29 protein-coding genes are annotated in these 24162 nt (G+C 77.0%); 16 read left to right on the forward strand and 13 right to left on the reverse strand.

The window, feature by feature from the left end; all coding sequences use genetic code 11:
• Positions 1-18 precede the first annotated feature (18 nt).
• The 11 genes from E4A51_RS07350 (at position 19) to E4A51_RS07400 (ending at position 10434) form a co-directional block, all read left to right on the forward strand.
• Positions 19-1113, forward strand: a complete 1095-nt coding sequence (locus tag E4A51_RS07350) for an aminotransferase class V-fold PLP-dependent enzyme (protein ID WP_070319493.1) — start codon at positions 19-21, stop codon at positions 1111-1113.
• Positions 1114-1166: 53 nt separating this feature from the next.
• Complete coding sequence (locus E4A51_RS07355; protein WP_070319494.1) at positions 1167-1907, forward strand: Sir2 family NAD-dependent protein deacetylase; 741 nt, start codon at positions 1167-1169, stop codon at positions 1905-1907.
• 224 nt (positions 1908-2131) lie between these two features.
• A complete protein-coding gene (locus E4A51_RS07360) occupies positions 2132-2695 on the forward strand; it encodes an alpha/beta family hydrolase (RefSeq protein ID WP_134851320.1) in 564 nt (187 codons plus the stop codon).
• A gap of 194 nt (positions 2696-2889) precedes the next feature.
• Positions 2890-3882 carry a MoxR family ATPase gene (locus tag E4A51_RS07365; protein WP_046529295.1) on the forward strand — a complete coding sequence of 331 codons (993 nt, stop codon included), beginning with the start codon at positions 2890-2892 and terminating at the stop codon, positions 3880-3882.
• A 5-nt stretch (positions 3883-3887) separates the two neighbouring features.
• On the forward strand, positions 3888-4853 hold the full coding sequence (locus E4A51_RS07370; protein ID WP_240696413.1) for a DUF58 domain-containing protein: 966 nt from the start codon (positions 3888-3890) through the stop codon (positions 4851-4853).
• Complete coding sequence (locus tag E4A51_RS07375) at positions 4840-5334, forward strand: hypothetical protein (RefSeq protein ID WP_070319498.1); 495 nt, start codon at positions 4840-4842, stop codon at positions 5332-5334. Before E4A51_RS07370 ends, E4A51_RS07375 begins: the two co-directional genes overlap by 14 nt.
• On the forward strand, positions 5328-6320 hold the full coding sequence (locus tag E4A51_RS07380; RefSeq protein WP_134851321.1) for a VWA domain-containing protein: 993 nt from the start codon (positions 5328-5330) through the stop codon (positions 6318-6320). The genes E4A51_RS07375 and E4A51_RS07380 overlap by 7 nt, the downstream gene beginning before the upstream one ends.
• A complete protein-coding gene (locus E4A51_RS07385; RefSeq protein ID WP_134851322.1) occupies positions 6317-7396 on the forward strand; it encodes a VWA domain-containing protein in 1080 nt (359 codons plus the stop codon). Before E4A51_RS07380 ends, E4A51_RS07385 begins: the two co-directional genes overlap by 4 nt.
• Complete coding sequence (locus E4A51_RS07390; protein ID WP_134851323.1) at positions 7393-8610, forward strand: hypothetical protein; 1218 nt, start codon at positions 7393-7395, stop codon at positions 8608-8610. The genes E4A51_RS07385 and E4A51_RS07390 overlap by 4 nt, the downstream gene beginning before the upstream one ends.
• A 115-nt stretch (positions 8611-8725) precedes the next feature.
• Positions 8726-9496, forward strand: a complete 771-nt coding sequence (locus E4A51_RS07395; protein WP_082739957.1) for a Cof-type HAD-IIB family hydrolase — start codon at positions 8726-8728, stop codon at positions 9494-9496.
• Positions 9497-9567: 71 nt separating this feature from the next.
• On the forward strand, positions 9568-10434 hold the full coding sequence (locus E4A51_RS07400) for an aldo/keto reductase (RefSeq protein ID WP_070319502.1): 867 nt from the start codon (positions 9568-9570) through the stop codon (positions 10432-10434).
• 634 nt (positions 10435-11068) lie between these two features.
• Here the strand turns inward: E4A51_RS07400 and dtd are convergent.
• The 9 genes from dtd to E4A51_RS07445 all read right to left on the reverse strand — a co-directional run bounded on the left by dtd (position 11069) and on the right by E4A51_RS07445 (position 17594).
• A complete protein-coding gene (dtd, locus tag E4A51_RS07405; RefSeq protein ID WP_070319503.1) occupies positions 11069-11503 on the reverse strand; it encodes a D-aminoacyl-tRNA deacylase in 435 nt (144 codons plus the stop codon).
• Entirely contained in the window at positions 11500-12477 is a 978-nt protein-coding gene (locus E4A51_RS07410) for an asparaginase (protein WP_134851324.1), read from the reverse strand. The genes dtd and E4A51_RS07410 overlap by 4 nt, the downstream gene beginning before the upstream one ends.
• Positions 12474-12809, reverse strand: a complete 336-nt coding sequence (locus E4A51_RS07415) for a DUF2516 family protein (RefSeq protein ID WP_087508565.1) — start codon at positions 12807-12809, stop codon at positions 12474-12476. Before E4A51_RS07415 ends, E4A51_RS07410 begins: the two co-directional genes overlap by 4 nt.
• A 28-nt stretch (positions 12810-12837) precedes the next feature.
• A complete protein-coding gene (locus E4A51_RS07420; protein WP_046529300.1) occupies positions 12838-13263 on the reverse strand; it encodes a type II toxin-antitoxin system VapC family toxin in 426 nt (141 codons plus the stop codon).
• Positions 13264-13265: 2 nt separating this feature from the next.
• A complete protein-coding gene (locus E4A51_RS07425) occupies positions 13266-13526 on the reverse strand; it encodes a type II toxin-antitoxin system Phd/YefM family antitoxin (RefSeq protein WP_046529301.1) in 261 nt (86 codons plus the stop codon).
• 84 nt (positions 13527-13610) lie between these two features.
• Positions 13611-14717, reverse strand: a complete 1107-nt coding sequence (locus E4A51_RS07430) for an aromatic acid exporter family protein (protein WP_134851325.1) — start codon at positions 14715-14717, stop codon at positions 13611-13613.
• A 19-nt stretch (positions 14718-14736) separates the two neighbouring features.
• Complete coding sequence (locus E4A51_RS07435; RefSeq protein ID WP_070319515.1) at positions 14737-15882, reverse strand: folate-binding protein YgfZ; 1146 nt, start codon at positions 15880-15882, stop codon at positions 14737-14739.
• An 85-nt stretch (positions 15883-15967) separates the two neighbouring features.
• Positions 15968-16579 (reverse strand): FABP family protein, encoded by a 612-nt coding sequence (locus E4A51_RS07440; RefSeq protein WP_046529303.1) that lies wholly within the window; start codon positions 16577-16579, stop codon positions 15968-15970.
• A gap of 280 nt (positions 16580-16859) precedes the next feature.
• Entirely contained in the window at positions 16860-17594 is a 735-nt protein-coding gene (locus tag E4A51_RS07445) for a hypothetical protein (RefSeq protein ID WP_070319505.1), read from the reverse strand.
• A gap of 225 nt (positions 17595-17819) precedes the next feature.
• Here E4A51_RS07445 and E4A51_RS07450 point away from each other — a divergent pair, with 225 nt between their 5' ends.
• The 3 genes from E4A51_RS07450 to E4A51_RS07460 all read left to right on the forward strand — a co-directional run bounded on the left by E4A51_RS07450 (position 17820) and on the right by E4A51_RS07460 (position 20930).
• On the forward strand, positions 17820-18545 hold the full coding sequence (locus E4A51_RS07450) for a response regulator transcription factor (RefSeq protein WP_046529305.1): 726 nt from the start codon (positions 17820-17822) through the stop codon (positions 18543-18545).
• Between the two features lie 118 nt (positions 18546-18663).
• The gene (nhaA, locus tag E4A51_RS07455) at positions 18664-19992 is read left to right on the forward strand and encodes a Na+/H+ antiporter NhaA (RefSeq protein ID WP_134851327.1); all 1329 of its coding nucleotides are present in this window, start codon (positions 18664-18666) and stop codon (positions 19990-19992) included.
• 11 nt (positions 19993-20003) lie between these two features.
• Complete coding sequence (locus tag E4A51_RS07460) at positions 20004-20930, forward strand: alpha/beta fold hydrolase (RefSeq protein WP_134851328.1); 927 nt, start codon at positions 20004-20006, stop codon at positions 20928-20930.
• 18 nt (positions 20931-20948) lie between these two features.
• Here the strand turns inward: E4A51_RS07460 and nth are convergent, their stop codons facing one another.
• On the reverse strand, positions 20949-21647 hold the full coding sequence (gene nth / locus E4A51_RS07465) for an endonuclease III (protein WP_134851329.1): 699 nt from the start codon (positions 21645-21647) through the stop codon (positions 20949-20951).
• A 117-nt stretch (positions 21648-21764) separates the two neighbouring features.
• Between nth and E4A51_RS07470 the strand changes: the two genes are divergently transcribed.
• On the forward strand, positions 21765-22181 hold the full coding sequence (locus E4A51_RS07470) for a hypothetical protein (RefSeq protein WP_134851330.1): 417 nt from the start codon (positions 21765-21767) through the stop codon (positions 22179-22181).
• Between the two features lie 132 nt (positions 22182-22313).
• Positions 22314-22991: a Crp/Fnr family transcriptional regulator gene (locus E4A51_RS07475; protein WP_134851331.1), complete on the forward strand. Its 678-nt coding sequence runs from the start codon at positions 22314-22316 to the stop codon at positions 22989-22991.
• Between the two features lie 81 nt (positions 22992-23072).
• On the opposite strand, the gene E4A51_RS07480 is transcribed toward E4A51_RS07475, so the two are convergent.
• The 3 genes from E4A51_RS07480 to E4A51_RS07485 form a co-directional block, all read right to left on the reverse strand.
• The gene (locus tag E4A51_RS07480) at positions 23073-23567 is read right to left on the reverse strand and encodes a RidA family protein (protein ID WP_134851332.1); all 495 of its coding nucleotides are present in this window, start codon (positions 23565-23567) and stop codon (positions 23073-23075) included.
• The gene (locus E4A51_RS18265) at positions 23567-23725 is read right to left on the reverse strand and encodes a hypothetical protein (protein WP_087510177.1); all 159 of its coding nucleotides are present in this window, start codon (positions 23723-23725) and stop codon (positions 23567-23569) included. Before E4A51_RS18265 ends, E4A51_RS07480 begins: the two co-directional genes overlap by 1 nt.
• Positions 23726-23811: 86 nt before the next feature.
• On the reverse strand, positions 23812-24129 hold the full coding sequence (locus tag E4A51_RS07485) for a WhiB family transcriptional regulator (RefSeq protein WP_276209593.1): 318 nt from the start codon (positions 24127-24129) through the stop codon (positions 23812-23814).
• Positions 24130-24162: the final 33 nt, after the last annotated feature.

Genomic DNA, 24162 nt, shown 5'->3' on the forward strand with positions numbered 1-24162 from the left:
CTCCGTGAGGGTGGACGCATGACGACCGTCACCCCCGCCGCCCCGCGTCCGGGCACCCTGCCGCTGGCCGACCTGCGGGCGATGTTCCGGCGCGTCCCCGGGCACATCGACGCCGCGACGTCGGGCCTGCCGCTCACGGCGACCGCCGACGCGCTGCGCTCGGCCCTCGACGCGTGGACCGCGGGCGAGGCGACCCCCGCCACCTACGACGTGTCGGTCGCCGCGTCACGCGCCGCGTACGCACGCGTCGCGGGCGTCGACGTCACGCGCGTCGCGATCGGCGCGCAGACGTCGCCGCTGGTCGGGCTCGTCGCGGCGGCGGTGCCGGACGGTGGTCGGGTCGTCGTCGCGGAGGACGACTTCACGTCGGTCACGTACCCGTTCCTCGCGCACGCCGACCGCGGGGTGACCGTGCGGGCGGTGCCGGTCGGGCACCTGGCCGAGGCGGCCGCCGACGGCTGCGACGTCGTCGCGACGTCGCTCGTGCAGTCGCGCGACGGGCGCGTCGCCGACGTCGGGGCCGTGCGCGCCGCGGCCGCGCGGGTCGGTGCGGTCAGCCTCGTCGACGTCACGCAGGCGGCCGGCTGGCTGCCGCTCGTCCCCGCACCGGCGGACCACGCGGACGTCACGGTGTGCTCGGCGTACAAGTGGCTGTGCGCGCCGCGCGGCACGGCGTTCGCGACGACGACGCCCGCCGCGGCCGCGCGGCTGCGCCCGCTCGCGGCCAACTGGTACGCGGGCGACGACCCGTGGGCGTCGGTCTACGGCACCGACATGCGCCTGGCCTCCGACGGACGCCGGTTCGACACGTCGCCCGCGTGGCTGAGCTGGGTCGGCGCCGCACCCGCGCTCGACGCGTTCGCGCGCGTCGACGTCGCCGCGGTGCACGCGCACGACGTCGGGCTCGCGGACGACCTGCGCGGCCGGCTGGGGCTGGACCCGGCCGGCTCCGCGATCGTGTCCCTGGCCGACGACGACGGCTCCGTCCGCGCACGCCTCGACGCCGCCGGCCTGCGGGTCGCGGGGCGCGGCGGCGGCGTCCGGCTCGCGTTCCACGTCTGGAACGACTCCGACGACGTCGACCGCGTGGTCGCCGCGCTCGACGCGGCCTGACCGCGCGCCGACGGCGCCTACGCTCGACGGCAGCCGCCGACCCCGGGAGAACCGTGCCGCACCACCACCACGCACCGACCGTCACCGTGCTGACCGGCGCGGGGATCTCGACGTCGTCGGGCGTGCCCGACTTCCGCGGGCCGCAGGGCGTGTGGACGCGGGACCCGGCCGCGGCCGAGCTGCTCGAGATCGACCGGTACGTGCGCGACGCGGGCGTCCGCGCACGCGGCTGGCGCACGTGGGCCGGGCACCCGGTGTGGCACGCGCGACCCACCCCGGCGCACCGCGCGCTCGTCGAGCTCGAGCGCGCGGGGGTGCTGATCGCGACGCTCACGCAGAACTTCGACGGCCTGCACCAGGTCGCGGGCGCCGACCCCGCGTCGGTCGTCGAGCTGCACGGGTCGCTCGCGACGACGTCGTGCCTGCGCTGCGGCGCGGGCGTCCCGACGCGCGACGTGCTCGACCGGCTGGCCGCGGAGCCGGACCCGGCGTGCACGGCGTGCGGCGGCGTGCTCAAGCCCGACGTCGTGTACTTCGGCGAGCTGCTGCCCGACGACGCGCTGGCCCGTGCCGTCGCAGCCACGACCGACGCGCACACGTTCGTCGCGATCGGCACGACGCTGACGGTGCACCCCGTCGCGGGCCTGGCCCCGCTCGCGGTCGACGCGGGCGCACGCCTGGTGGTCGTCAACGCCGAGCCGACCCCGTACGACCACCTCGCCGACGAGGTCGTCCGCGCCCCCATCGACGAGGCCGTCCCGGCCCTGGTCCGCGACCTCCTCGCCACCCCCTGACCCACCCGCCGCACCACCACCCGCCCGCGAGAGAGCGATCCAGCACCTCCTACCGGCGCGCAGGCAGACCTGAGCACCCGCGCGAGAGAGCGATCGAGCACCACCGGCGCACCGCACGGTCCGTCCGTGCACGCGCGACGTCCGACCGCGTCGCGCGTGCACGGGAGCGCGACGGCGACGTCCGTGCCACGGTGCGGTGCGGTCGGGTGCGGGAGGATGCGGGGATGGCGGACGTGCGGGTGCTGCGGGACGGACCGGGTCCGGCGGAGGTCGCGGGCGTGCTCCTGACGCCGGGCGCGAGCGCGACGCGGGACCACGCGACGCTCGTCGCGCTCGACGCGGCCCTCACCGCCGTGGGGGTCCCGGTGCGGCGCGTCGACGTGCCGCGCGGCGCGAAGGCCGCCCCGGCCCGGATCGTCGAGGAGACCACGGCGTTCGCGGCCGACCTGGGCGTCGGCACCGACCGGCTCATGGTCGGCGGTCGTTCGTTCGGGGGACGCATGTGCTCGGTCGCGGTCGCCGACGGGCTGCCGGTCGCGGGCCTGCTGCTGCTGTCGTACCCGCTGCACCCGCCCGCGAAGCCCGAGACGCTGCGCGTCGCGCACCTGCCGCGCGTCACCGTCCCCGTGCTCGCGGTGAGCGGCGCGAGCGACCCCTACGGCAGCCCCGCCGAGCTGACCGAGCACCTCGCGGCGCTCGCCGGGCCGGTCACGCTCGTCACGGTCCCCGGCGGGCACGCCCCCGCCGACCCGCCCGTCGTCGACGCGGTCCGCACCTGGCTCACCTGACCGACCACCGGACCCACCGGACCCACCGCCGTCACCCCCTCGAACGCGGAGCTCTGCCGCTACCCGGTGCCGAGAACCGGCCGAACCCCGCACTCGACCGCGGGTGGTGGTGGTGGCGGGGCACGGCGACACGCGGTGCCCGCCCGACACGCCCGAGCGCGCGGGCGTGCGTTGTCACAGGTAACCTGCCCGCCGTGACTCGCGACACCGTCTCCCCGTCCGACCGCTCGCGTGCGATCGCGCTGTGCGAGCGCATCGACGCGGTCTTCGACCAGCGCGTCGTCGGGCAGCGGCAGCTGCGCACGTCGCTCGTCGTCGCGCTGATGTGCGGCGGGCACGTGCTGCTCGAGTCCGTGCCGGGCCTCGCCAAGACGACGGCCGCGCAGACGCTCGCGCACGCGGTGTCGGGGTCGTTCCACCGCATCCAGTGCACGCCCGACCTCATGCCGTCGGACATCGTGGGCACGCAGGTCTTCAACTACGGCACGTCGCAGTTCACGACGCAGCTGGGCCCCGTGCACGCCAACGTCGTGCTGCTCGACGAGATCAACCGCTCGTCGGCCAAGACGCAGTCGGCGATGCTCGAGGCGATGCAGGAGCGGCAGACCACGATCGCGGGCGAGATCCACGCGGTGCCGTCGCCGTTCATGGTGCTGGCCACGCAGAACCCGGTCGAGGAGGAGGGCACGCACGTGCTCCCCGAGGCGCAGATGGACCGGTTCCTGCTCAAGGAGGTCCTGGACTACCCGGACCCCGCGGAGGAGGTCGAGATCCTCGACCGCATCTCCGACGGCCGCATGGTCCGCCCGCTCGACGCGGACCGGCTGGGGCTCGACGAGGTGGCGTGGCTGCAGCGCCTGGTCGACCAGGTGTACGTCGACGCGTCGATCCGCCGGTACGTCGTCGACCTCGTCGCGACGACGCGCGGCCGCGGCCCCGTGCAGGTCCCGGGCCTGGACCGGCTCGTGCGGATGGGCGCGAGCCCCCGCGGGTCGATCTCGCTCATGCGGGTCGCGCAGGCCGTCGCGCTGCGCGCGGGTCGCGGCCACGTCGTCCCGGACGACGTCCACACGCTGCGCAACGCCGTGCTGCGCCACCGCATCGTGCGCACGTTCGACGCGATCGCCGACGACGTGTCGACCGAGTCGATCATCACGTCGGTGTTCGACGCCGTCCCGGTGCCCTGAGCCCCGTGCCCGCCCGGTCCCGCCTCGCGCTCGTCCGCGCGCGCCTCGAGCTGCCCACGCTCCGGCGCGCCACGGGCCTGCTCGACGGACGGCACCGCGCGGTCTGGAAGGGCCACGGCGACGAGGTCGACGACCTGCACGTCTACACGCCGGGCGACGACGTGGGCGACATCGACTGGCGGGCGTCGGCGCGCTCGGCGCAGCCCGTGGTCAAGCGGTACGTCGAGACGTCGAACGTCACGCTCGTGCTGGTCGTCGACACCGGGCGGCACATGACCGCGACGTCGGCCGGCGGCGAGCCCAAGCACGAGGTCGCGCAGCTCGTGGCCGACGTGGTCGCGCACCTCGCGCACCAGCGCGGCGACCGCGTGTCCCTCGTGGCGGGCGACGCGGGCCGTGTGGTCGAGGTGCCGTCGGGCGCGGGGACGACGCACCTGGAGGTGCTGCTGCGGCGCGTGCAGCGCACGTTCGACCCCGACGCGCCCGAGGGCGCCCTGGCGCGCCTGCTGGACCGCGTGCTGCGCGGCACGCCGCGCCGGTCCCTGGTGGTCGTCGTGACCGACGAGGCGCGCCCGGGCGAGGCCGACGAGCGCGCGCTCGCGCGGCTGCGCACGCGGCACGAGGTGATGGTCGTGCAGGTCGTCGACGCGGATCTGTTCGCGGCCGGTCTGGGCGCCGCGCCGGGGTCGCTCGCGGGCGGCTCGGCGGCGACCGAGCGCGGCCGGCCCGTGGTCGCGCCGCCGCGCGGGCGCCGCGTGCGGGACGTCGTGACGGGCTGGTCGCTGCCCGCCTACCTGCGGGGCCGCCGCGCCGTGCGCGACGCCGTGGCCGCGGCGCGCACCGAGCGGCACGCGCAGGTCGAGGGCAGGCTGCGGCGGCTGGGCGTGCGGTCGGTGAGCGTCGAGAGCACGCACGACGTGCTCGACGAGATGGTCGCGCTGCTGGGGAGGTCGCGCCGTGCCGGCCGCTGAGCTCGTCGACCCGATGCCGTTCTCGTGGTGGTGGCCGTGGGTCGCCGGCGCGATCGTCGTGCTGGTCGCCGCGTGGTTCGTGGGCGTGCTGCTGTGGACGCGCCGCCCCGCCGGCGCACCGCCCGAGCCCACCCCGGCCCCCGCCGCGCGCCCCGCGGCGAAGGCGAGCACCGACCCGTGGGCGATGCTGCGCGCCACGACGCTCGCGCGCCTCGACGAGGTCGAGCGGCGCTACCGCGCGGGTGACGTCGACGCGCGCGGCGCGCACCTCGAGCTGCGCGCCGCGGTCCGCGAGTTCGCGAGCGTCCGCACGGGCGTCGACACCACGACCATGACGGCCTCGCAGGCGCGCGAGCGCCGCGAGACGCGCCCCCTCGCACCGCTGCTCGAGCAGTCGTCGGTGCCCGCGTTCGCCCGGTCGTCCCGCACGCGCGTCACGCGCTCGCTGGACCAGGCCCGGGCACGGGTGCGCTCGTGGTGACGCGCGCGGGCCTCGAGGTGCCGTGGCTGGTGCCGGTCGTGCTGGGCGTCGTGGCCGCGGCCGTGCTCGTGGGGCTGCTGCTGCGCGACCGTCGCGCGACCACCGGCGTCGCCAACACCGAGGACCTGCGGCGCGTGCCGGCGCTGCGCGCGTGGCGCGTGCGGTACCGCGCGCTGCGCGTGGGGCTCGCGCTCGCGGTCGCCGCGGCCGCGGTCGGTGCGGGCGTCCTCGCGGCGCGGCCCGTCACGGTCGAGGAGCGCACGCGCGAGCTCGCGAACCGCGACATCGTGCTGTGCCTGGACGTGTCGGGGTCGATGGTCGACTACGACGAGCGGGTCGTCGCGACGTTCGAGCGGCTGGTCGAGGGGTTCACGGGCGAGCGCGTGGCCCTCGCGGTGTTCGACTCGACGTCGTCGACCGTGTTCCCGCTGACCGACGACTACACGCTGGTGTCCGAGCAGCTGCGCGCGGCACGCGAGGCGTTCGCCGACCCCCGCTCTCCCGAGGCGGAGGCCATCTACCGCGGCACGTCCGGGCTCGAGGGGCAGGCGTCGCTGGTCGGCGACGGGCTCGCGTCGTGCACGCTGCTGTTCGACCAGTTCGACGCCGACCGGTCGCGCTCGGTCGTGCTCGCGACCGACAACGAGGTGTGGGGGTCCCCGATCTACACGCTGCCCGAGGCGGCCGCGCTCGCGGCGTCCCGCGGCGTCGTGCTGCACGCGCTGCACGCCGCGGGGCGCGAGACGTTCGCGGCGTCGACCGCCACCGAGATGCGCCTCGCCGCGGAGTCGACGGACGGCACGTTCACCACCGCCGACGACGCGGGCGCCGTGCCGGCGATCCTCGCGCGCGTGCAGGCCAGCCAGCTCGCGGCGATGGACGCCGACCCCGAGCGCGTCGTCACCGACGACTCCGACGGGTGGGTCGTGCTGCTGTACGTCGCGGGGCTCGCGGCGGTCGTGCTGGCCTGGCGGGTGCGCGCATGAACGCCCGCACGGTCGTGCCCGTCGCCGTCGTGCTGCTCACGGCGGTGCCGGTGCTGCTGGTGTGCGTCGGGCAGGCGCTGGCGCTGCGGGTCGAGCGCACGGGCGGACGGCTGCGCGTGCGGCGGTCCGACGCGCCGCGCGCGGGCGGGTGGACGTGGTGGCGGCGGGCCGCGCTCGTGGTCGTGCTGGGCGTCGTGGGCCTCACGCCGACGACCGCGGCGACGCAGGCCGGCGGTGCGCGCGTCGGCGTGCAGGTGTGGTTCGTGGTGGACCGCACGGGCTCGATGGCCGCCGAGGACTGGGGCCCGGGCGACCCCGTGGTCCGCGGCCCGGGCCTGCCGCCCGAGCCGGCCGTGCAGCGTCTCGACGGCGTGCGCCACGACGTGGTCTCGCTCGCGGGCGACCTGCCCGGCGGCTCGTACGCGGTCGTGGGCTTCGCCGACGAGGCGGGCACGCAGCTGCCCCTGACGGACGACGTGAACGCCGTGCGCGCGTGGGCGCAGACCGTGACGCAGGAGGTCACGGCCGGGTCGGCGGGCACGAGCCGCGACCGCGCGCTCGAGGTGCTGACGCGGTCGCTGCAGGACGCGCGCGACCGCGACCCCGCCATGGTGCGCCTGGTGTTCTACCTGTCCGACGGCGAGCAGACCGCCGACGCCGAGCCGGGCTCGTTCGCGGAGGTCGCCGAGCTCGTCGACGGCGGCGCCGTGCTCGGGTACGGCACGGCGGCCGGTGCGCCGATGCGCGAGTTCGACGGCGTGGCCCGCCCCGACGCGCCCTACATCCCCGACCCCGACGACCCGTCGCGCCCCGCGCTGTCGCGTGCCGACGAGGCCGCGCTGCGCGAGGTCGCCGCCGAGCTCGGCGTGCCGTACGTGCACCGCGACGGCCCCACCCCGACGGCCGACCTCGTGGCCGACGTCGACGTCGCGGCGATCGCCGCCGACGGCCGCGCGGACCTGTCGACGCAGCGCGACCTGGTGTGGCCGTTCGCGCTGCTCGCGGGCGCGCTGCTCGCCGCCGAGGCGTGGACGTGGGCGCGCGCGTCGAGCCGTCGCCGCAGGAGGACCTCATGAGCAACGACGACCGCCGGGACCGGCGGCGCCGCGGGGCCGAGCAGCAGCGTCGGCGCGCCGAGGCCGAGGAGCAGCGCCGCGCCGCGCGCCGCGCGGCCGTCGAGCTGAGCCAGCGCACCGCGCAGGCGCGGGCGGCCGCGCGCGGCACGGGCCGCCCGACCACCCGCAAGGAGCGCCGCGCCGCGAAGCGCGCGCGCATCGCCGCGATGCCGCTGCACCGACGGCGGCGCCGGCGGCTGCTGCTCTGGAGCTGGCTGCCCGCGCTCCTGCTGCTCGCGTTCGCGCTGAACGTCTCCCGCATGGCGCCCGGCTACGCCGCGGCACGGGACGTCTACGACCACGGCGACGAGTGGCGTGCGCTCGACGCGTTCGAGCAGGTCAAGGACCGCACGATCGTCGAGCGGTGGAGGGCCGCGTTCAACGCGGGCACCGCGGCCTACCGCGCGGGCCGGTACACGCGCGCCGTGCAGCACCTCGACGAGGCGCTCGCCGGGGTGCCCGAGCAGCACCGGTGCGACGTGCAGACCAACCGCGCGCTCGCGCTGCAGGCCGCCGAGGCCTCGGCGGTGAAGAGCGCGGACGAGCAGCTCGAGTACGCGAGGAAGCTCGCCGACGCGCTCGCGGCGCAGGCCGCGGGCGAGCCGTACGACCCCGCGGACCTCGAACCCCGGTACGGCGACGAGCCGCCCGTCCTGGCCGACGAGATGTCGTACGCCTCGTTCCTGCTCCGCATCGCCGCCGACCACGCGGCCCTGGCGGCCGAGGCGCTCGGCGACCCGGCGTGCACGCCGCCGCCCTCGCAGGGCGGCGGGGGCGAGGACGACCAGGAGGACCAGGGCGGCGGGGGCGGCGGCCAGGACGAGCAGGAGGGCGGCGGCGAGGACGACGCGTCGTCGTCGCCGCAGGCCGCCGCCGAGCAGCGCATGCAGGACCTGCTGGACCTCGCGACGGGCGTCGACCAGCTCGCTCGCGCGGCCGAGGACGGCACCGTCGACGACGTCCCGGCGCCCGGCGCAGGCCCGGGCGACCAGGGCGCACCCGACCCCGCACAGGCGGAGGCCGAGCGCCAGCAGCAGCTCGCCGAGCGCAACGGTCAGGCGGGCGGTGGCGGTGGTGACGGCGCCGAGGGCGAGGGCGAGGGCGGCTCGGGCGGGCGCGGCGGCGGCGACCAGCCGGGCACCGGCGGCGGCGGGCGCGGCGGCCGCAACTGGTGACGTCGCGCTGGGGCAGCCGGGTGGAGGCCCGGCGGGTGCGAGGATCGAGCACGTGCGCGTGACCGATCCCCCCGCCTTCGACGTCGTGCCCGACGTGCGCCTCGTCGCCGTCGACATGGACGGCTCGCTGCTCGACGACGCCAAGCGCGTCGACCCGTCGTTCTGGCCGCTGCTCGACGCGCTCGTGGCGCGCGGCGTCGCGGTGTGCCCCGCGAGCGGGCGGCAGTACGCGACGCTGCGCCGGCAGCTCGGGCGCGACGACCTGGTGTACGTCGCGGAGAACGGCGCGCTCGTGGTGCGGGACGGCGACGTGCTCGCGGTCGACGGCCTGGACCCGGCGACCGCACGGGACGTCGTGCGGGCCGTGCGGGCGCACGCCGCGGGCGGCGCCGACGTGGGCGTCGTGCTGTGCGGGCGCGCGTCGGCGTACGTCGAGCGCACCGACGCCGCGTTCCTCGCGCAGTGCGAGCCGTACTACGCGCTGCTCGAGCACGTGCCGGACCTCACGGCCGTCGAGGACACCGTGCTCAAGGTCGCGGTGTACGACTTCGGCCCGGCGGAGACGGGCGTGGCGCCGGCCCTCGCGGCGTTCTCGGACGCGGCGCGCGTCCTCGTGAGCGGCGAGCACTGGGTGGACGTCATGAGCCCGACGGCCGACAAGGGGCACGCGCTGCGCGACGTGCAGGCCGCGCTCGGGGTCACGTCCGCGCAGACGGTCGCGTTCGGCGACTACCTCAACGACCTCGGCATGCTCGACGCGGCCCAGTGGTCGTTCGCGATGGACAACGCGCACCCCGACGTCCGCGCGCACGCGCGGTACGTCGCACCGTCCAACGCGGACAACGGCGTGGTCCGCACGCTGCGCGCGCTGCTGCGACTGCCCTGACCGAGGGCCGAGGGGACGCGCCGGACGCGCGACGGCGTGCGGCGCGGGCCCGCGCGGGGTGGGATGGACGCATGAAGACACGCAACCTCGCCGGAGTCCCCGTCAGCGCCGTCGGCCTGGGCGGCATGCCCATGAGCATCGAGGGCCGCCCCGACCGGGAGCGCTCGGTCGCCACGATCCACGCCGCGCTCGACGCGGGCGTCACGCTCATCGACACCGCGGACGCGTACCACCTGCACGCCGACGAGGTCGGCCACAACGAGGAGCTCATCGCGCAGGCGCTGCGCTCGTGGGGCGGCGACACGTCGGGCGTCGTGGTCGCGACCAAGGGCGGGCACCTGCGCCCGGGCGACGGCTCCTGGACGCTCGACGGCTCGCCCGAGCACCTGCGCGCCGCGGCGCAGGCGTCGGCCCGCCGCCTGGGCGTCGAGCAGATCGGCCTCTACCAGTTCCACCGCCCCGACCCGCAGGTGCCGTACGCCGAGTCGCTCGGCGCGATCGTCGAGCTGCTCGACTCGGGGCTGATCCGCATGGCCGGCATCTCGAACGCCGACCCGGACCAGATCCGCCTCGCGCAGGAGCTGCTGGGCGGCCGGCTCGCGTCGGTGCAGAACCAGTACTCGCCGTCGTTCCGCTCGTCGCAGCCCGAGCTCGAGCTGTGCGCCGAGCTGGGCGTCGCGTTCCTCCCGTGGAGCCCGCTGGGCGGCATCCGCAGCGCGCGGGACCTGGGCACGCGCTACGCCGCGTTCCAGGAGGTCGCCGACGCGCACGGCGTGAGCCCGCAGCAGGTGACGCTCGCGTGGGAGCTCGCGCAGGCCGACGTCGTCATCCCGATCCCGGGTGCGTCACGCCCCGCGTCGATCCAGGACTCGGTGCGCGCCGCGGACCTCGAGCTGACGGCCGACGAGGTCGCCGCGCTGGACGCCGCGGTGGCGTGAGCCCGCCCGGGACACGGCGAGGCCCCTCGGACGCTTACTCCGAGGGGCCTCGTACCGGGGTCCAGGTTACCGAGCGCGGTGGGCCGTCGGGTGACCGGCAGGTGGCGTGTCCACAGATTCTGTCCACACCCCTGTGTCTGACGGATGGATTCCCAGGTATCCCTGTGGAGAGTGTTGTGGACGGAGCGGTGGACGAAATCGCCCCGCGCCACCCTCTTGTGGCGCTCGCCGCACAGGACTAGACATGGGTCATCGACCTCGACCGACCGCCCGCCACCTGCGGAAACACTCCTCCAGGAGTGCCCGTGGAGGGCGTGCGACCGGCGGGGACGGACCGAGCGGAGAACGTGTGGACGCCTCGGCGGGGAGACCCGTCGACCTGTGGATGACGACGCAGGGGACGCACCGGTACCGCGAGGTCGATCGTGGTCGTCCCGCCCGCGGCGGACCGGTGCGCCGGACCGTCGGGTGCCGGGACGGAGCCGCACCGTCAACAGCGGCGCCGGCCACCGGGCGACCGGTGGCGCGTGGGCACGCGGTCACGGGAGGGCCCCTCGGACGCTTACTCCGAGGGGCCCTCCTCGCGTCCCGGCGCGCGCGCTCCCCCGCCGCGCTCGGCGCGAGCGCGGCGACGTCACGCGGGCGCGGACTCCACGAGGATCGTCACGGGCCCGTCGTTGACCAGCTCGACGGCCATGTCGGCGCCGAACCGGCCCGTCGCGACCTCGAGCCCGCGCGCCCGCAGCGCCGCGACCACGGCGTCGACCAGCGGCTCGGCGACCGGCCCCGGCGCCGCCGCGTTCCACGTCGGCCGGCGGCCCTTGCGGACGTCGGCGTAGAGCGTGAACTGGCTGACGACGAGCACGGGCGCACCCACGTCGACGGCCGACCGCTCGTCGCGCAGGATGCGCAGCTCGGCGATCTTGCGCGCGACGACCTCGACCTGCGCGGGCCCGTCGCCGGGCGTCACGCCGACCAGCGCGAGCAGACCCGGGCGGTCGATCCGCCCCACGACCTCGCCGTCGACGCGCACGGCCGCGTGCGTGACCCGCTGGACGACCGCCCTCACGCGGCACCGCCGAACGTCGCGCGCACCTCGCCGACCGGCTGCCCGTGGCCCAGCACGGGCGTCGCGCCCACGGGCGCGACGAGCCCCGGGTCGACCCCCGCGACCGCGAGCGCCGCGGCCAGCACGGCGGCGCGCGGGCGCGCCGACCCGTCGAGCACCTTGAGCGCCACCGCGCCGCCGTCCGGCAGACCCGCCGCGTACACGCCGTCGGCGCCGTCCTTGGCGACCAGCCCCGGCACGGCCCGCATGACGTCCGTGACGTCACGACCCGTGCCGCCGACGTGCCACGGGTGCGACGTCATCGCGCGCGCGACCCGCGCGAGCGGCGACGCCGGGTCGCCCTCGGACGCGATCGCGCCGAACGCGCGCGCGAGGCCGACCAGGGTCGTCGACAGCAGCGGCGCGCCGCACCCGTCGACCGTCACGTGGTCGACCGGCGCGCCCGTCAGCTCGGCCGTCGTCGCCACCACGGCCCGCTGCAGCGGGTGCGTCGGGTCGCGGTACCCCGCGACGTCCCAGCCCGCCGCGCGGCACGTCGCGAGCATCGCGGCGTGCTTGCCCGAGCAGTTCTGCGTGAGCGGCGCGGGCGCGTACCCGTCGGTGCGCCGCTGCCACGCGGCGTCGGCCGACAGCGGCCAGTCGGGCGTGTTCTGCAGGTCGCCCTCCCCCAGCCCGGCGCCCGCGAGCACGCGCCGCACGACGTCGAGGTGCCCGGGCTCGCCCGAGTGGCTCGCGCACGCGAGCGCGAGCTCCTCGCCGTCCACGTCGAGGCCCGCGCGGAGCATGGCGACGGCCTGCACCGGCTTGAGCGACGACCGCGGCCACACCACGACCTCGGGGTCGCCGAGCGCGAGGCGCACCGCACCGTCGGGCGCGAGCACGACGACGTGCCCCAGGTGCACCGACTCCACGAGGTCGCCGCGCACGACGTCCGCGAGCGGGACCGCCGCCGCCGCGACGGCGCGCCCGCTCACCACCCGCCCCGCGAGCCGCCGCCCCGGCGTCCCGAGTACGGCCCGACCGCGGGCCGCACGTCGACCAGGTAGACGATCGCGGCCGCCGCGCTGCCGAGCGCGAGGAAGCTCAGGCCGAACGACGGGAACCCGGGGATCGGCACCGAGATGAACGCGACGACCGCCGCGGCCACGAGCACCCACGTCCAGAACTGCTTGGTGCGCTTGCCCGCCGCCGTGAACGCCCCCGCCGGGCGCCGCAGGCAGTCGACCAGCGCCCACGCGCTCAGCACGAAGATCGTCAGGTAGAAGACGAAGAACAGCAGCGCCTGCACCGACCAGATGAAGTTCACGCCCCGACCCTACGAGACGGCGTGGCGGTCAGCCGCGCGGCAGCACCGTCAGACCCTCGGCGCGCGCCGCGGCGGCGAGGTGCTCGTCCCACGCGAGCACGAGCAGGTCGGGCGAGCGCAGCGCGAGGGCCGACGCGAGGTGCACCGCGTCGGCCGCCCGCAGCGGGTGCCGGTCGACGAGCCGCGCCGCCGCGTCGAGCACCGCGGGCGTCGTCTCGACGAGTCGCAGGCCGGGCCGCAGCCGGTGCCACGCCGCCGCCGCGGTGCGCGCCGCGTCGTCGTCGAGCGCGCCCGCGCGCCGCCCCGACGCGAGCACCGCCCGCACCTCGGCGTCGGCCAGCCGCGACGTCGCGACGAGGTCCGCGCCGTCCCACACGGCCGCGACCAGCGCGGTGCCCGGCTCGGCGACGCACAGCTTCACCAGCGCGCTGGTGTCCAGGTACGCGAGCGCCACGGTCAGCGCCGCAGCCGTCGCACGAGGCCCGAGACCGCGCGCGCGGCCCCCGCGGCACGCTCGGGCTCGGCGGCGGGCCGGTCGCCCTCGGCGGCCGTGAGCAGGCCGTCGCGCTCGAGCCGCGCGACGAGGTCGGCGGACTCGATCCCGACCAGGCGCGCGACGGGCACGCCGCGCTCGGTCACGACGACGTCCTGCCCCGACCGCGCCGTCTCGATCCACTGCCTGAGCTCCGCGCGCAACGCGCTGACCGCGACCTCCATGCCCCCGGACGCTACCGGGCGCGCCGCGCAGACCCGCGCAGACCCGCGCGGGGCGCGCCCGGCGTCCGGGCCCGAGGAGCGCCGTCAGAGCTCGGGCAGGGCCGCGCGCGCGTCCTGCGGCGACGCGCCCGCCGCCTCGAGCAGGTCCACGACGAGCGAGCGCAGCAGCAGCACGAGCGACTGCGCCTGCCAGTCCTCGGGGACGAGCGTGTGCGGGTCGAGCGTCGCCGCGAGGTCGAGCAGCCGCTCGCGCGCCGCCCGTGCGTCGTGCCCCGACCCGACGGCCGACGCGAGGTCGTCGGTGGACCGGGCCGCGGACTCGACCGCGTCCGCGAGCGCGGGCGCCACGTGCCCGTCCTCGACCGCGGCGATCGCACGCCGCGCGAGCACGCGCGCGTTGCGCATCGCGCGGTCCAGCAGCACGGACTCGTCGACGAGCCGGTGCAGCTCGCCGCGGTGCCGGCGGTGCGCGGGCGCGAGCCGGACGAGGTCGGCCGCCGAGCGCGCGGCCTCGCGCCACTCGTCGAGCGCGGGCTGCGAGGCCCGGCCCGTGAGCAGCGCGGACTCGACGTCGTCCACCGAGCGCGACCGCAGGCCGCCCGCGAGCCGGTGCAGCACCGCCGCGAGCTCCTGCACCGCGGCCTGCGCGAGCGTCCGGGGGTGCCGCCGCGGGTCGGTGGGCGTGAGCAGCGCGACCGCGAGCGCGACGCCGCCGCCGATGAGCGCGTCGACCCAGCGCCCGAACGGCGAGCCCGTGGTCGGCGGCAGCCCGACGATGACGATCGCCTGGACGCCGGCCTGCGTCGTGAGCATCAGGCCGCGGTCGAGGAACCGGCCCAGCAGCGCCGCGACCAGCAGCACGAGCGCCATCTGCCACACGCCGGAGCCGATGACGTGCACCACGAGGTCGCCCGCGCCGACGCCGATCGCGACCCCGACGGCCAGCTCGGCGACGCGCCGCACGTTGCGGTTGCGCGAGAACCCGAGCGCGACCCACGCGCTGACGGGCGCGAAGAACCCCGCGCGGTGACCGGCGACGTAGAGGGCGATGCCGTACGCGAGCCCGGCGGCGAGGGACGCCTGGAGGATCAGCGGCCACGACGCGCGCACGCGCGCCCAGCCGGCACGGACCCGGGACTCGACCTGCAGCCGCAGCGTCGCGGACGACGCGAGCGAGGACGCCGCGCTCACGACGCGCCCGCCGCGCGCGTCACGGGCCGAGCATCGGGTGCTGCCCGAGCCCCCGGGTCAGCGGACCGCGCGGCGCGGGCCGGTCGGCCGTGACGCCCTCGCCGCGGACGACGACCTCCTGGCCGGCGGACACGGCACCGCCGTCGCAGTCGACCAGCAGGACCGCGTCCTCGGGCACCGAGCGCTTGACGACCGCGAGCGCGACCGGACCCAGCTCGTGGTGCCGCGCGACCGTCGTGACGCGCCCGACGGCGCGACCCGGCTCGGCGGCCTCGCCGCCCCCGGCCGTGGGCGCCGCGGCGCCCGGCAGTCGCACGGCCGCGCCGACCTCGGGCACGAGGTGCCCCGAGCCGTCGAGGTGCAGCATGACGAGCCGGCGCGGCGGGCGGCCCAGGTTGTGCACGCGCGCGACCGTCTCCTGGCCGCGGTAGCAGCCCTTGTGCAGGTGCACGGCCGTGCGCAGCCAGTCGAGCTCGTGCGGGATCGTGCGGTCGTCGACCTCGTGGGTCGCGCGCGGGCGCCACGCCTCGACCCGCAGCGCCTCGGACGCCCACGTGCCGACGAGCGGCCAGCCCGCGGCCTCGCGGGCCCGGACCTCGTCGGCGAGCCGCTCGCGCGGCACGAGCACGAGCCGCCAGGGCCGGTCGACCCCGGGGTGCGCGGCGTCCTCGGCGCCGTAGCGCGTCCCGCCCGGGGCCGTGCGGGGCCACGGGTCGCGCCACGTCACGGGCTCGCCCTCGGCGCCCTCGGCGTCGACGGGCTCGCCGATCGCCGCCCACGCGTCGGTGACGTCGGCGACCTCGACGCGCAGCATGAACCGCATGCGGTCGAGCCACGCCGCGAGCGCAGGCGCCGTCTCGGTGAGCAGCCACGTGGTCGCACCGTCGTCGACGACGCCGACGGCGTGCTCGACGTGGCCGTGCGGGTCGAGCACCAGCAGCTCGGTGGACGTGCGGGGTGCGAGCGTCGCGACGTCCTGCGACGTCAGGGAGTGCAGCCACGTGAGCCGGTCCGGCCCGGTGACGGTGACGACCCCGAGGTGCGACTGGTCGACGACCGCGCCGCCGCGCGCGAGCGCGCGCTGCTCGGCGGTCGGGTCGCCGTAGTGCCAGGCCACGCCCGCGTCGGGCCCGGCGCCGGCGACGGCGCCGCGCCGCGCGAGCAGCGGGCTGCGGTGCCGCGGCTCGACCGGTGCGACGTCCGCGTCGGCCGGCGTGGCGGCGGGCTCGGTGCCGGGCTGCGTGGTCACGTCAGTCGTCCACCCTGCTGAGGCGTGCCGACGCGTACGACTGCAGCGGCTGCCCGAACGCGGCGAGGTCGTGCGCCCACATGAGGTCGCCCTCGACGAGCCCGTACAGACGCTTGCCCGCGTTGACGGCCGCGCCCGACGCGGTGTGCGCGATCAGGTCCGACGCGAGGTCGATGCGGCCCTTGCCGACGGCCCCGACGTAGACCGACACGTTCCCGGAGGGGTCGGCGAGCAGCAGCTCGACGGGGTGCTGGTCCTCGGGCAGGTCGGACGGGCGCTCGGGCGGCACGCGCCAGTACCCGGACTCCGTGGACCACACGGGGCCGTCGTGCGCGTCGGCGGTCGCGCCGCCGCGGGCGGCGTCCGGGTCGCCGTCGGGCGCGGGGGCGTCGTCGCCCGTCAGCGCGGCCGCGTCGTCGGGTGCGACGACCAGGCGGATCGTCGTGCGGTACGCGAGGTACGGCCCCCCGTCGTGCGTGACCTCGAGCTCCTGCGTGAAGGCGCTCTCCTCGATGCCGGGGTACCCGACGACGCCCTCGCCGCGCCAGCGGCCGACCAGCCAGGCGAGCGGGTAGACCTCGGGCGCGAGGCCCTCGGGCAGCACGAACGGCACAGTGCCTCCTCGGCTCGGGCGCGCACCGGCGGTGGCCGGCGACGTGCACGGGACGCGCACCGCCGGGTCGGCGGCACGCGGGCGCGGTCAGCGCCGAGGGCTCAGCGCTGGCCCTTGTAGAGGCGGTACACGACGAAGGTCGCGAACCACCCGATCGTCAGCGTGGCGGCCACGAGCAGGCCGATGAAGAAGCCCTCGAGCGCAGTCATGCACCGATCCTAACGACGCACGGCGCTCGGATCGTCCCGAGCGGCCGGCACCGCGTGGTCCCGGGCCCCGCTCAGCCGGCGAGCACGCGCCCCGCGACGTACACGAGCACGCCCGTCACGGTCACCGGCAGCACGACCACCGCGAGCGCGGGCACGCGCCGCACGAGCGCCGGCAGCCGGTCGAACAGCGCGTGCATCGCCGCGACCAGCACGCCCACGCCCACGCCGAGCGCGACGCCCGCCGTCAGGTGCACGGTCGGCAGCAGCCACCCCACGAGCGTGCCGCCGGCCGTCGCCGCGGCCACGGTCACGAGGTACACGACCCACGGGCGGCCGCGCAGCGCGACCGCGGCCGAGCCCAGCGCGAGCGCGATCGCACCCGCGACGACCAGCTCGTCGCCGCCCGTCAGGCGCGCCGTCGCGACCCAGCCCGTGACGCACACCGCGAGCACCGTGCCGGTGACGGTCCCCGAGACCGACTCGACCATGCGCACGCGCCCGTCGCGGCGCAGCAGCTCGTTGACGAACGCCAGGACGACGGCGCCCGCGAGCACGAGCGCCATGTGCTGCAGGAACGGGTCCTCGGGCGTGATCGTCACGGCCGCGACGGCGCCCAGGCCGCCGAGGCCGACGACCGCGCCGGCGCCGGGTGTGAACGGCAGCCCCGCGAGCGCGGGCCAGCCGACCGCGAGCGCGACCACCAGCACGGCGCTGACCACCGCGAGCGGCAGCATGCCGAAGTAGCCCGCGACCGCGACGACCGCGGCCAGCACCGCCGTGACGACCGACCGGGTCTCGACGCTCATCGCCCACCTCGCGGGCCGCCGTGCGGCGTCGTCACGGGTCGCTCCGGGGCGCGTCGGGTCCAGCGGGGGTCGGCAGGCACGCGGGCGATTCTCGCAGACCCCGCGTCCCGCCCGGGCGGGACGCGGCGCGCGGACGGGTGGTGCCGAGGGTCGTACCGCGAGACCGTGCCCGTGCGCGGGGCGGCACGTTGTAGCGTGTCCCCACTCGCAGCCAGGAGGTGACCGGTGGCGGATCTGCTGCTCCTCACGCCTGCGTCCGGGGGTTCGGCACAGGTGCTGCCCGCGCTGGGGCTCCTGTCCCACCGGGTCCGTGTGCTTCCCGTCGAGCCGTCCGCCCTGGTGGACGCGCCGGACGCGGACATCGTCGTGCTCGACGCGCGGCGCGACCTGGTCACCGCGCGCACCACGTGCCGCCTGCTGCGCGCCACCGGTCTGACCGTGCCGCTCGTGCTCGTCCTCACCGAGGGCGGCCTGACGGTCGTCACCGCCGAGTGGGGCGCCGACGACCTCGTGCTCGAGCACGCGACCCCCGCCGAGGTCGAGACGCGGTTCCGCCTCGTCATGGAGCGCGCGGCGACCGCCGCCTACGACGACGCGCCGCAGGAGATCTCGTCGGGCGAGCTGACGATCGACGCGGGCGGCTACACCGCCCGCCTGCGCGGCCGGCCCCTCGACCTCACGTACAAGGAGTTCGAGCTCCTCAAGTACCTCGTGCAGCACCCGGGCCGCGTGTTCACGCGCGCACAGCTGCTGCAGGAGGTCTGGGGCTACGACTACTACGGGGGCACGCGCACGGTCGACGTCCACGTGCGGCGCCTGCGCGCCAAGCTGGGGCCCGAGCACGAGCAGCTCATCGGCACGGTCCGCAACGTCGGCTACCGGTTCGACCCGCCGAAGGACCGCCGCCCGGTCGACGACCGCGCCGACGTGCCGGAGCCCGCGGACGCCTGACGCCCCCGCCGGGGCGGGTGGACGCGGTGCGCACGCGCGCCGACCGGGCCGTACGCTGGGGGCAGGGAGCGCCGGGAAGCCTGGTCGGCAGCCGCTGCGTCGACCCCTCGGAGGCCCCGTGCCGATCTCACCCCGCCCTCGCCCGCGCCTGCTCACGCGCCCGTCCGTCGGTGGCGAGCGCAACCTGCGCGACACGCTGCGCGACGAGCGCACCGGCGGCGTCCTGCTGCTGCTCGGGGCGCTGGCGGCCCTCGTCTGGGCCAACGCGTCGCCCGGCACGTACCGCGCGGTGTCCGACACGGTCGTGGGGCCGGCCGCGCTGCACCTCGACCTGAGCCTCGCGCACTGGGCGTCCGACGGGCTGCTCGCGATCTTCTTCTTCGTCGTCGGGCTCGAGCTCAAGCGCGAGATGGTCGTGGGCGAGCTGCGCCACGTGCGCACGGCCGTGCTGCCGGCCGTCGCCGCGGTCGGGGGCATGCTCGTGCCCGCCGCGATCTACCTCGCGGTCAACCTCACGCGCCCCGACGGCGCACCGGTCGGGTGGGCGGTGCCGACGGCCACCGACATCGCGTTCGCCGTCGGCGTGCTGGCGCTCGTCGGGCGCGGGCTGCCGGTCGCGCTGCGCGCGTTCCTGCTCACGCTCGCGGTCGTCGACGACCTGCTCGCGATCGTCGTCATCGCCGTCGCGTACACGGACCACGTCGCTGTCGGCCTGCTCGCCGGGGCGCTGGTCGCGGTGGCGGCGTTCGGCGTCGCGCTCGCGCGCGGCCTGCGCAGCCCGTGGCTCCTGGTGCCGCTCGCGCTCGCGGCGTGGGGCCTGCTCCACGCGTCGGGCGTGCACGCGACGATCGCGGGGGTGCTGCTCGGGTTCATGGTGCCCGCCTCGCCCGGTTCCGCGCGCCGCCTCCGCGCGACCCCCGGCGACGCCGCCGAGGACGACGACCCCGACCTGCCGGACGGGTCGCTGGCGGAACGGTACGAGCACGTGTGGCGGCCGTTGTCGGCCGGCGTCGCGGTGCCGGTCTTCGCGCTGTTCGCCGCCGGCGTGACGATCGCCCCCGAGACCCTCGGGGCGGCCCTGGGCGACCCCGTCGCCCAGGGTGTCGCGCTGGGCCTCGTGCTCGGCAAGCCCCTCGGGATCCTCGGCGCCACGTGGCTGCTGGCGCGCTTCACCCGCGCCCGGCTGGCGCCCGGGCTCTCGTGGGCGGACGTGCTCGCGGTCGGCGCGCTCGCCGGCATCGGGTTCACGGTGTCGCTGCTCGTGGGCGTGCTCGCGTTCGGCGAGGGCTCCGCGCACGACGAGCACGTCGTGGTGGCCGTGCTCGCGGCGTCCGTGGTCGCGGCGGCGATCGGGTCCGTGCTGCTGGCCTGGAGGTCCCGCGTCCACACCGCCCGCGCCGCGGACGTCACGGCCGACGACCGCCCCGACGGCGCGGCGAACCGGTAGGTTCGCACCCGATGACCACCGTCGACTCCGCGTCGCTCCTCCTCGACGGCCCGTGGGAGCACCGCTTCGTCACCGCGAACGGTGCGCGGTTCCACGTGGCCCTGTCCGGGCCGCAGGACGCGCCGCTCGTGCTGCTGCTGCACGGCGTCCCCCAGCTGTGGTGGGCGTGGCGGCACCAGCTGCCCGTGCTCGCCGCCGCCGGCTACCGCGTCGCGGCCATGGACCTGCGCGGCACGGGCTGCTCCGACAAGCCGCCGCAGGGCTACGACGTCCCGACGCTCGCCGCCGACGCGGCCGGCGTCGTGCGGTCGCTCGGCGCCGACGACGCGGTCGTGGTCGGCGCCGGCACGGGCGGCGACGTCGCGTGGGCGACCGCCGCCTACCACCCCGACGTGGTCCGCGCGGTCGCGGTGCTGGGCGCGCCGCACCCGCTCGACGCGCTCGCGCTGCCCCGCACGCCCCCGAGGCCCGCGGCGACCTCGCTGCTCGCGTTCGCGCAGCTCCCGTCGTTCCCCGAGCGGGCCATGACCCGCGGCGACCTGGTGGACCGCATGCTCGCGCACTGGGGCGGGGTCGCGGGCCGGCCGGACGCCGAGGCCGTCGAGACGTACCGGCGCGCGGCGCGGGTGCCGTTCGCCGCGCACAGCCAGCTCGAGCAGGTGCGCTGGCTCGTGCGGTCGACGCCGCGCCCGGACGGCGGGCGGTACCGGGCGGTGCTGCGCGACGCGCGCCCCGTGCCCGTGCTGCAGGTGCACGGGCGGCGCGACGGCCTGCGGCCCGCCACGTCCGCGGCGCTGCGCCCCGGGACCGCGCACGTCGCGACCACGTACCGGTTCGAGCTGCTGCGCGACGCCGGCCACTACCTCACCGACCAGGCGCCCGAGCTCGTGGGCGAGCTGCTGGTCGACTGGCTCTCGCAGGTCGACCCGCCGCGCTGAGCGACGTGCGGGCTCCGGTCAGCCCTTGAGCATCGCCTCGGCCCGCACGGGGTCGGTCTCGCCGATGCCTGCCGACGGGCACAGCGACGCGACCGGGCACGCACCGCACGCGGGTCGCCGCGCGAAGCACGTGCGCCGACCGTGGAAGATCAGCCGGTGCGACGCCATGGTCCAGTCGCGGCGCTCCAGCAGCGCCCCCAGCTCGGCCTCGATCACCACCGGGTCGTCGCTCGTGGTGTACCCCAGACGGTGCGAGAGCCGCTGCACGTGCGTGTCGACCGTGATGCCCGGCACGCCGAACGCGTCGCCCAGCACGACGTTCGCGGTCTTGCGGCCCACACCGGGCAGCGTCACGAGGTCCTCGAGGCGCGCGGGCACCTCGCCGCCGAACCGCTCGACGAGCGCGCGCCCGATGCCGGTGAGGGAGCGGGCCTTGGCGCGGAAGAACCCGGTGGGGCGCAGGACCTCCTCGAGCTCGCTCGGGTCGGCGCCGGCCATCGCCTCCGCGTCGGGCCACCGCGCGAACAGCTCGGGGGTCGTGAGGTTGACCCGCACGTCGGTGGTCTGGGCGGACAGCACGGTCGCGACGAGCAGCTCGAAGGGGCTCCGGAAGTCGAGCTCGCAGCGTGCGTCGGGGTAGCGCTCGGCCAGCACCCGGTCGATCCGTCGCGCGCGGCGCGTGCGCGCGAGCGCGGTCTCTGCACGGGTGGGCGCCATGCCTCGAGAGTAAAGCCGGTCACAGGCAAGCGTTCCCGTTGCTCCCAGCGGGTGAAGAGATCGGGTGATCCGTCGCGGAACGGTCAAGGCCGGGCCGCCGCCCGCCGAACCACGGTCATGCCGTCCCGCGTCGAGCGACCGCTCCACGACCTGCGCCTGGAGCGTCGGGCGCTGCGCGCCGAGCGCGACCTCGTGGCCTGGTGGCGACGCCTGGTGCGTGCCCGGATCGACCTCACGGTCGCGGGGGCGGCGACGCCCGGGCCGCTCGGCGAGCACGTCGCGTTCGCGCTGCCGCTCGAGGTCGCGCTCGAGGTGCCGCGGCCCGACGAGCTGCGCGCGACGCTCGGCGAGGGGACGACGGGGCACGACGTGGGAGCGCTTCCTCAGCTGCGGTCGCTCGACGCGCAGCTCGCGCGCTACGAGGCGGGCGTGCTGGAGGCGCTCGCCGGCACGACCTCGCGCCTGGTGGCGCACGTGGCGGCCGACCCGACCGCCGCGGTGCGGCGCCGCACCCGCTCGGTCGAGGGCAGCTGAACCGACGCCCCGGTGCGCCCGCGGGCGCGCGGCGGGCCCCGGATGGGGCACACTGGCGGACGGGGCGTCCGGCCGTGAGCGTCGGACGCGATGCACGCCCGCGGTTCCGCGGGAAGAGGAGAAGGGACCGCCGTGGCGGAGGACATCGTGCTGACGGCACCGCTGTTCGCGGGCATGGACGAGGGGTCGTCGACCGCGCTGATCGCGTCGATGAAGGTCCTCGACGTCACGCGCGGCGAGGTGCTGTTCCACGAGGGCGAGCCGGGCGACCGGCTGTACCTCGTGCGGGACGGGAAGATCAAGCTCGGCCGCCGGTCGAACGACGGCCGCGAGAACCTGCTCGCCGTGCTCGGCCCGGGCGAGATGTTCGGCGAGCTGTCGCTGTTCGACCCGGGGCCGCGCACCGCGACCGCGACGGTGGTCGCCGACGCGGTCGTGCTCGAGCTCGGGCACCACGACCTCGTGGCGTGGCTCGCGGACAAGCCGAGCGTCGCCGAGCACCTGCTGCAGGCGCTCGCGCGCCGGCTGCGTCGCACCAACGAGGCGCTCGCCGACCTCGTGTTCTCCGACGTGCCCGGTCGTGTCGCCAAGGCGCTGCTGGACCTGTCGACGCGGTTCGGCCAGCCCGTCGACGAGGGCATCCGCGTCGCGCACGACCTCACGCAGGAGGAGCTCGCGCAGCTCGTCGGCGCGTCGCGCGAGACGGTGAACAAGGCGCTCGCGGACTTCGCCGCCCGCGGCTGGGTGCGCCGCGAGGGCCGCGCGGTCGTGCTGCTCGACGTCGACCGTCTCGAGCGCCGCGCGCGCTGAGGCCACGCCCGACGACGACGGGGCCCGGATCCGCGCAGGCGGACCGGGCCCCTCGTCGTCCGGCGCCGACGCCGGAGGCCGTCAGGCGGTCTCGACGACCAGCTCGACCTCGACCGGGGAGTCCAGCGGGAGCACCGCGACACCGACGGCGGAACGCGCGTGCACGCCGCCCTCGCCGAGCACGTCGTGCAGCAGGTGGCTCGCGCCGTTGACCACGGCGGGCTGCGACGTGAAGCCCGCCTCGCTCGCGACGAACCCGACGACCTTGACGACGCGCGTGACGCGGTCCAGCGCGGCGACGGGGTCGCCGCCCTCCTCCGCCGCGAGCAGCGCGCCGACGGCCGCGAGCGCGTTGAGGGCCGCCGTGCGCGCGAGGCCCGTGGCGGTCTCCACGTCGACGGCCGCGCCGACCTTGCCCGTGGCCGCGAGCGTGCCGGCGACGAACGGCAGCTGCCCCGAGGTCCACACGTGCGCACCGCTGCGCACGGCGGGGACGTAGGCCGCGACGGGTGCCGCGACGTCGGGCAGCGTCAGGCCGAGCTCCGCGAGGCGGTCCGCGACGCGCGACGTCGCCATCAGGCGTCCTTGGGCCGCTTGAGGTATGCCACGAGCCCCGCGTCGGGACCCTGGATCACCGTGACGAGCTCCCACCCGTCGGAGCCCCACTGGTCGAGGATCGCCTTGGTGGCGTGGATGATGAGCGGAACGGTCGCGTACTCCCACTGGGTCGCCATGCGCCCACCCTAGCCGCGGGCGACATCGCGCCGGCACCCCGTCCCGAGGCCTCGACGCACCTGCCCCGCGGGCGTCGTGGTAGCGCTCACACGCCGAGGACCGCCATGTCGTCGGCGTCGACCAGCTCGGCCCGCCACGAGACCACCTCGGGGCGGCGGCGCAGCAGCGCGCGACGCTCCCGCTCGGTCATGCCGCCCCACACGCCGAAGTCGGCGCGGCTGTCGAGCGCGTCGGCGAGGCACTCGAGCCGCACCGGGCACCGGTGGCACACCTCCCGCGCGTCCCGCTGCGCCGCCCCCTCGACGAACAGCGCGTCCGGGGCCACCTTGCCCTGACCGCACTGCGCCCGAGCCGTCCAGTGCCCGTCGTGCACCTGCACCCCCTGCGCCCCCTGCCCTGCCACCGTCAACCTCCGCGTGTCGTCCCAGCGTGTCGC

The sequence above is a fragment of the Cellulomonas sp. HD19AZ1 genome, from assembly GCF_004535805.1.
Lineage (GTDB): Bacteria > Actinomycetota > Actinomycetes > Actinomycetales > Cellulomonadaceae > Cellulomonas > Cellulomonas iranensis.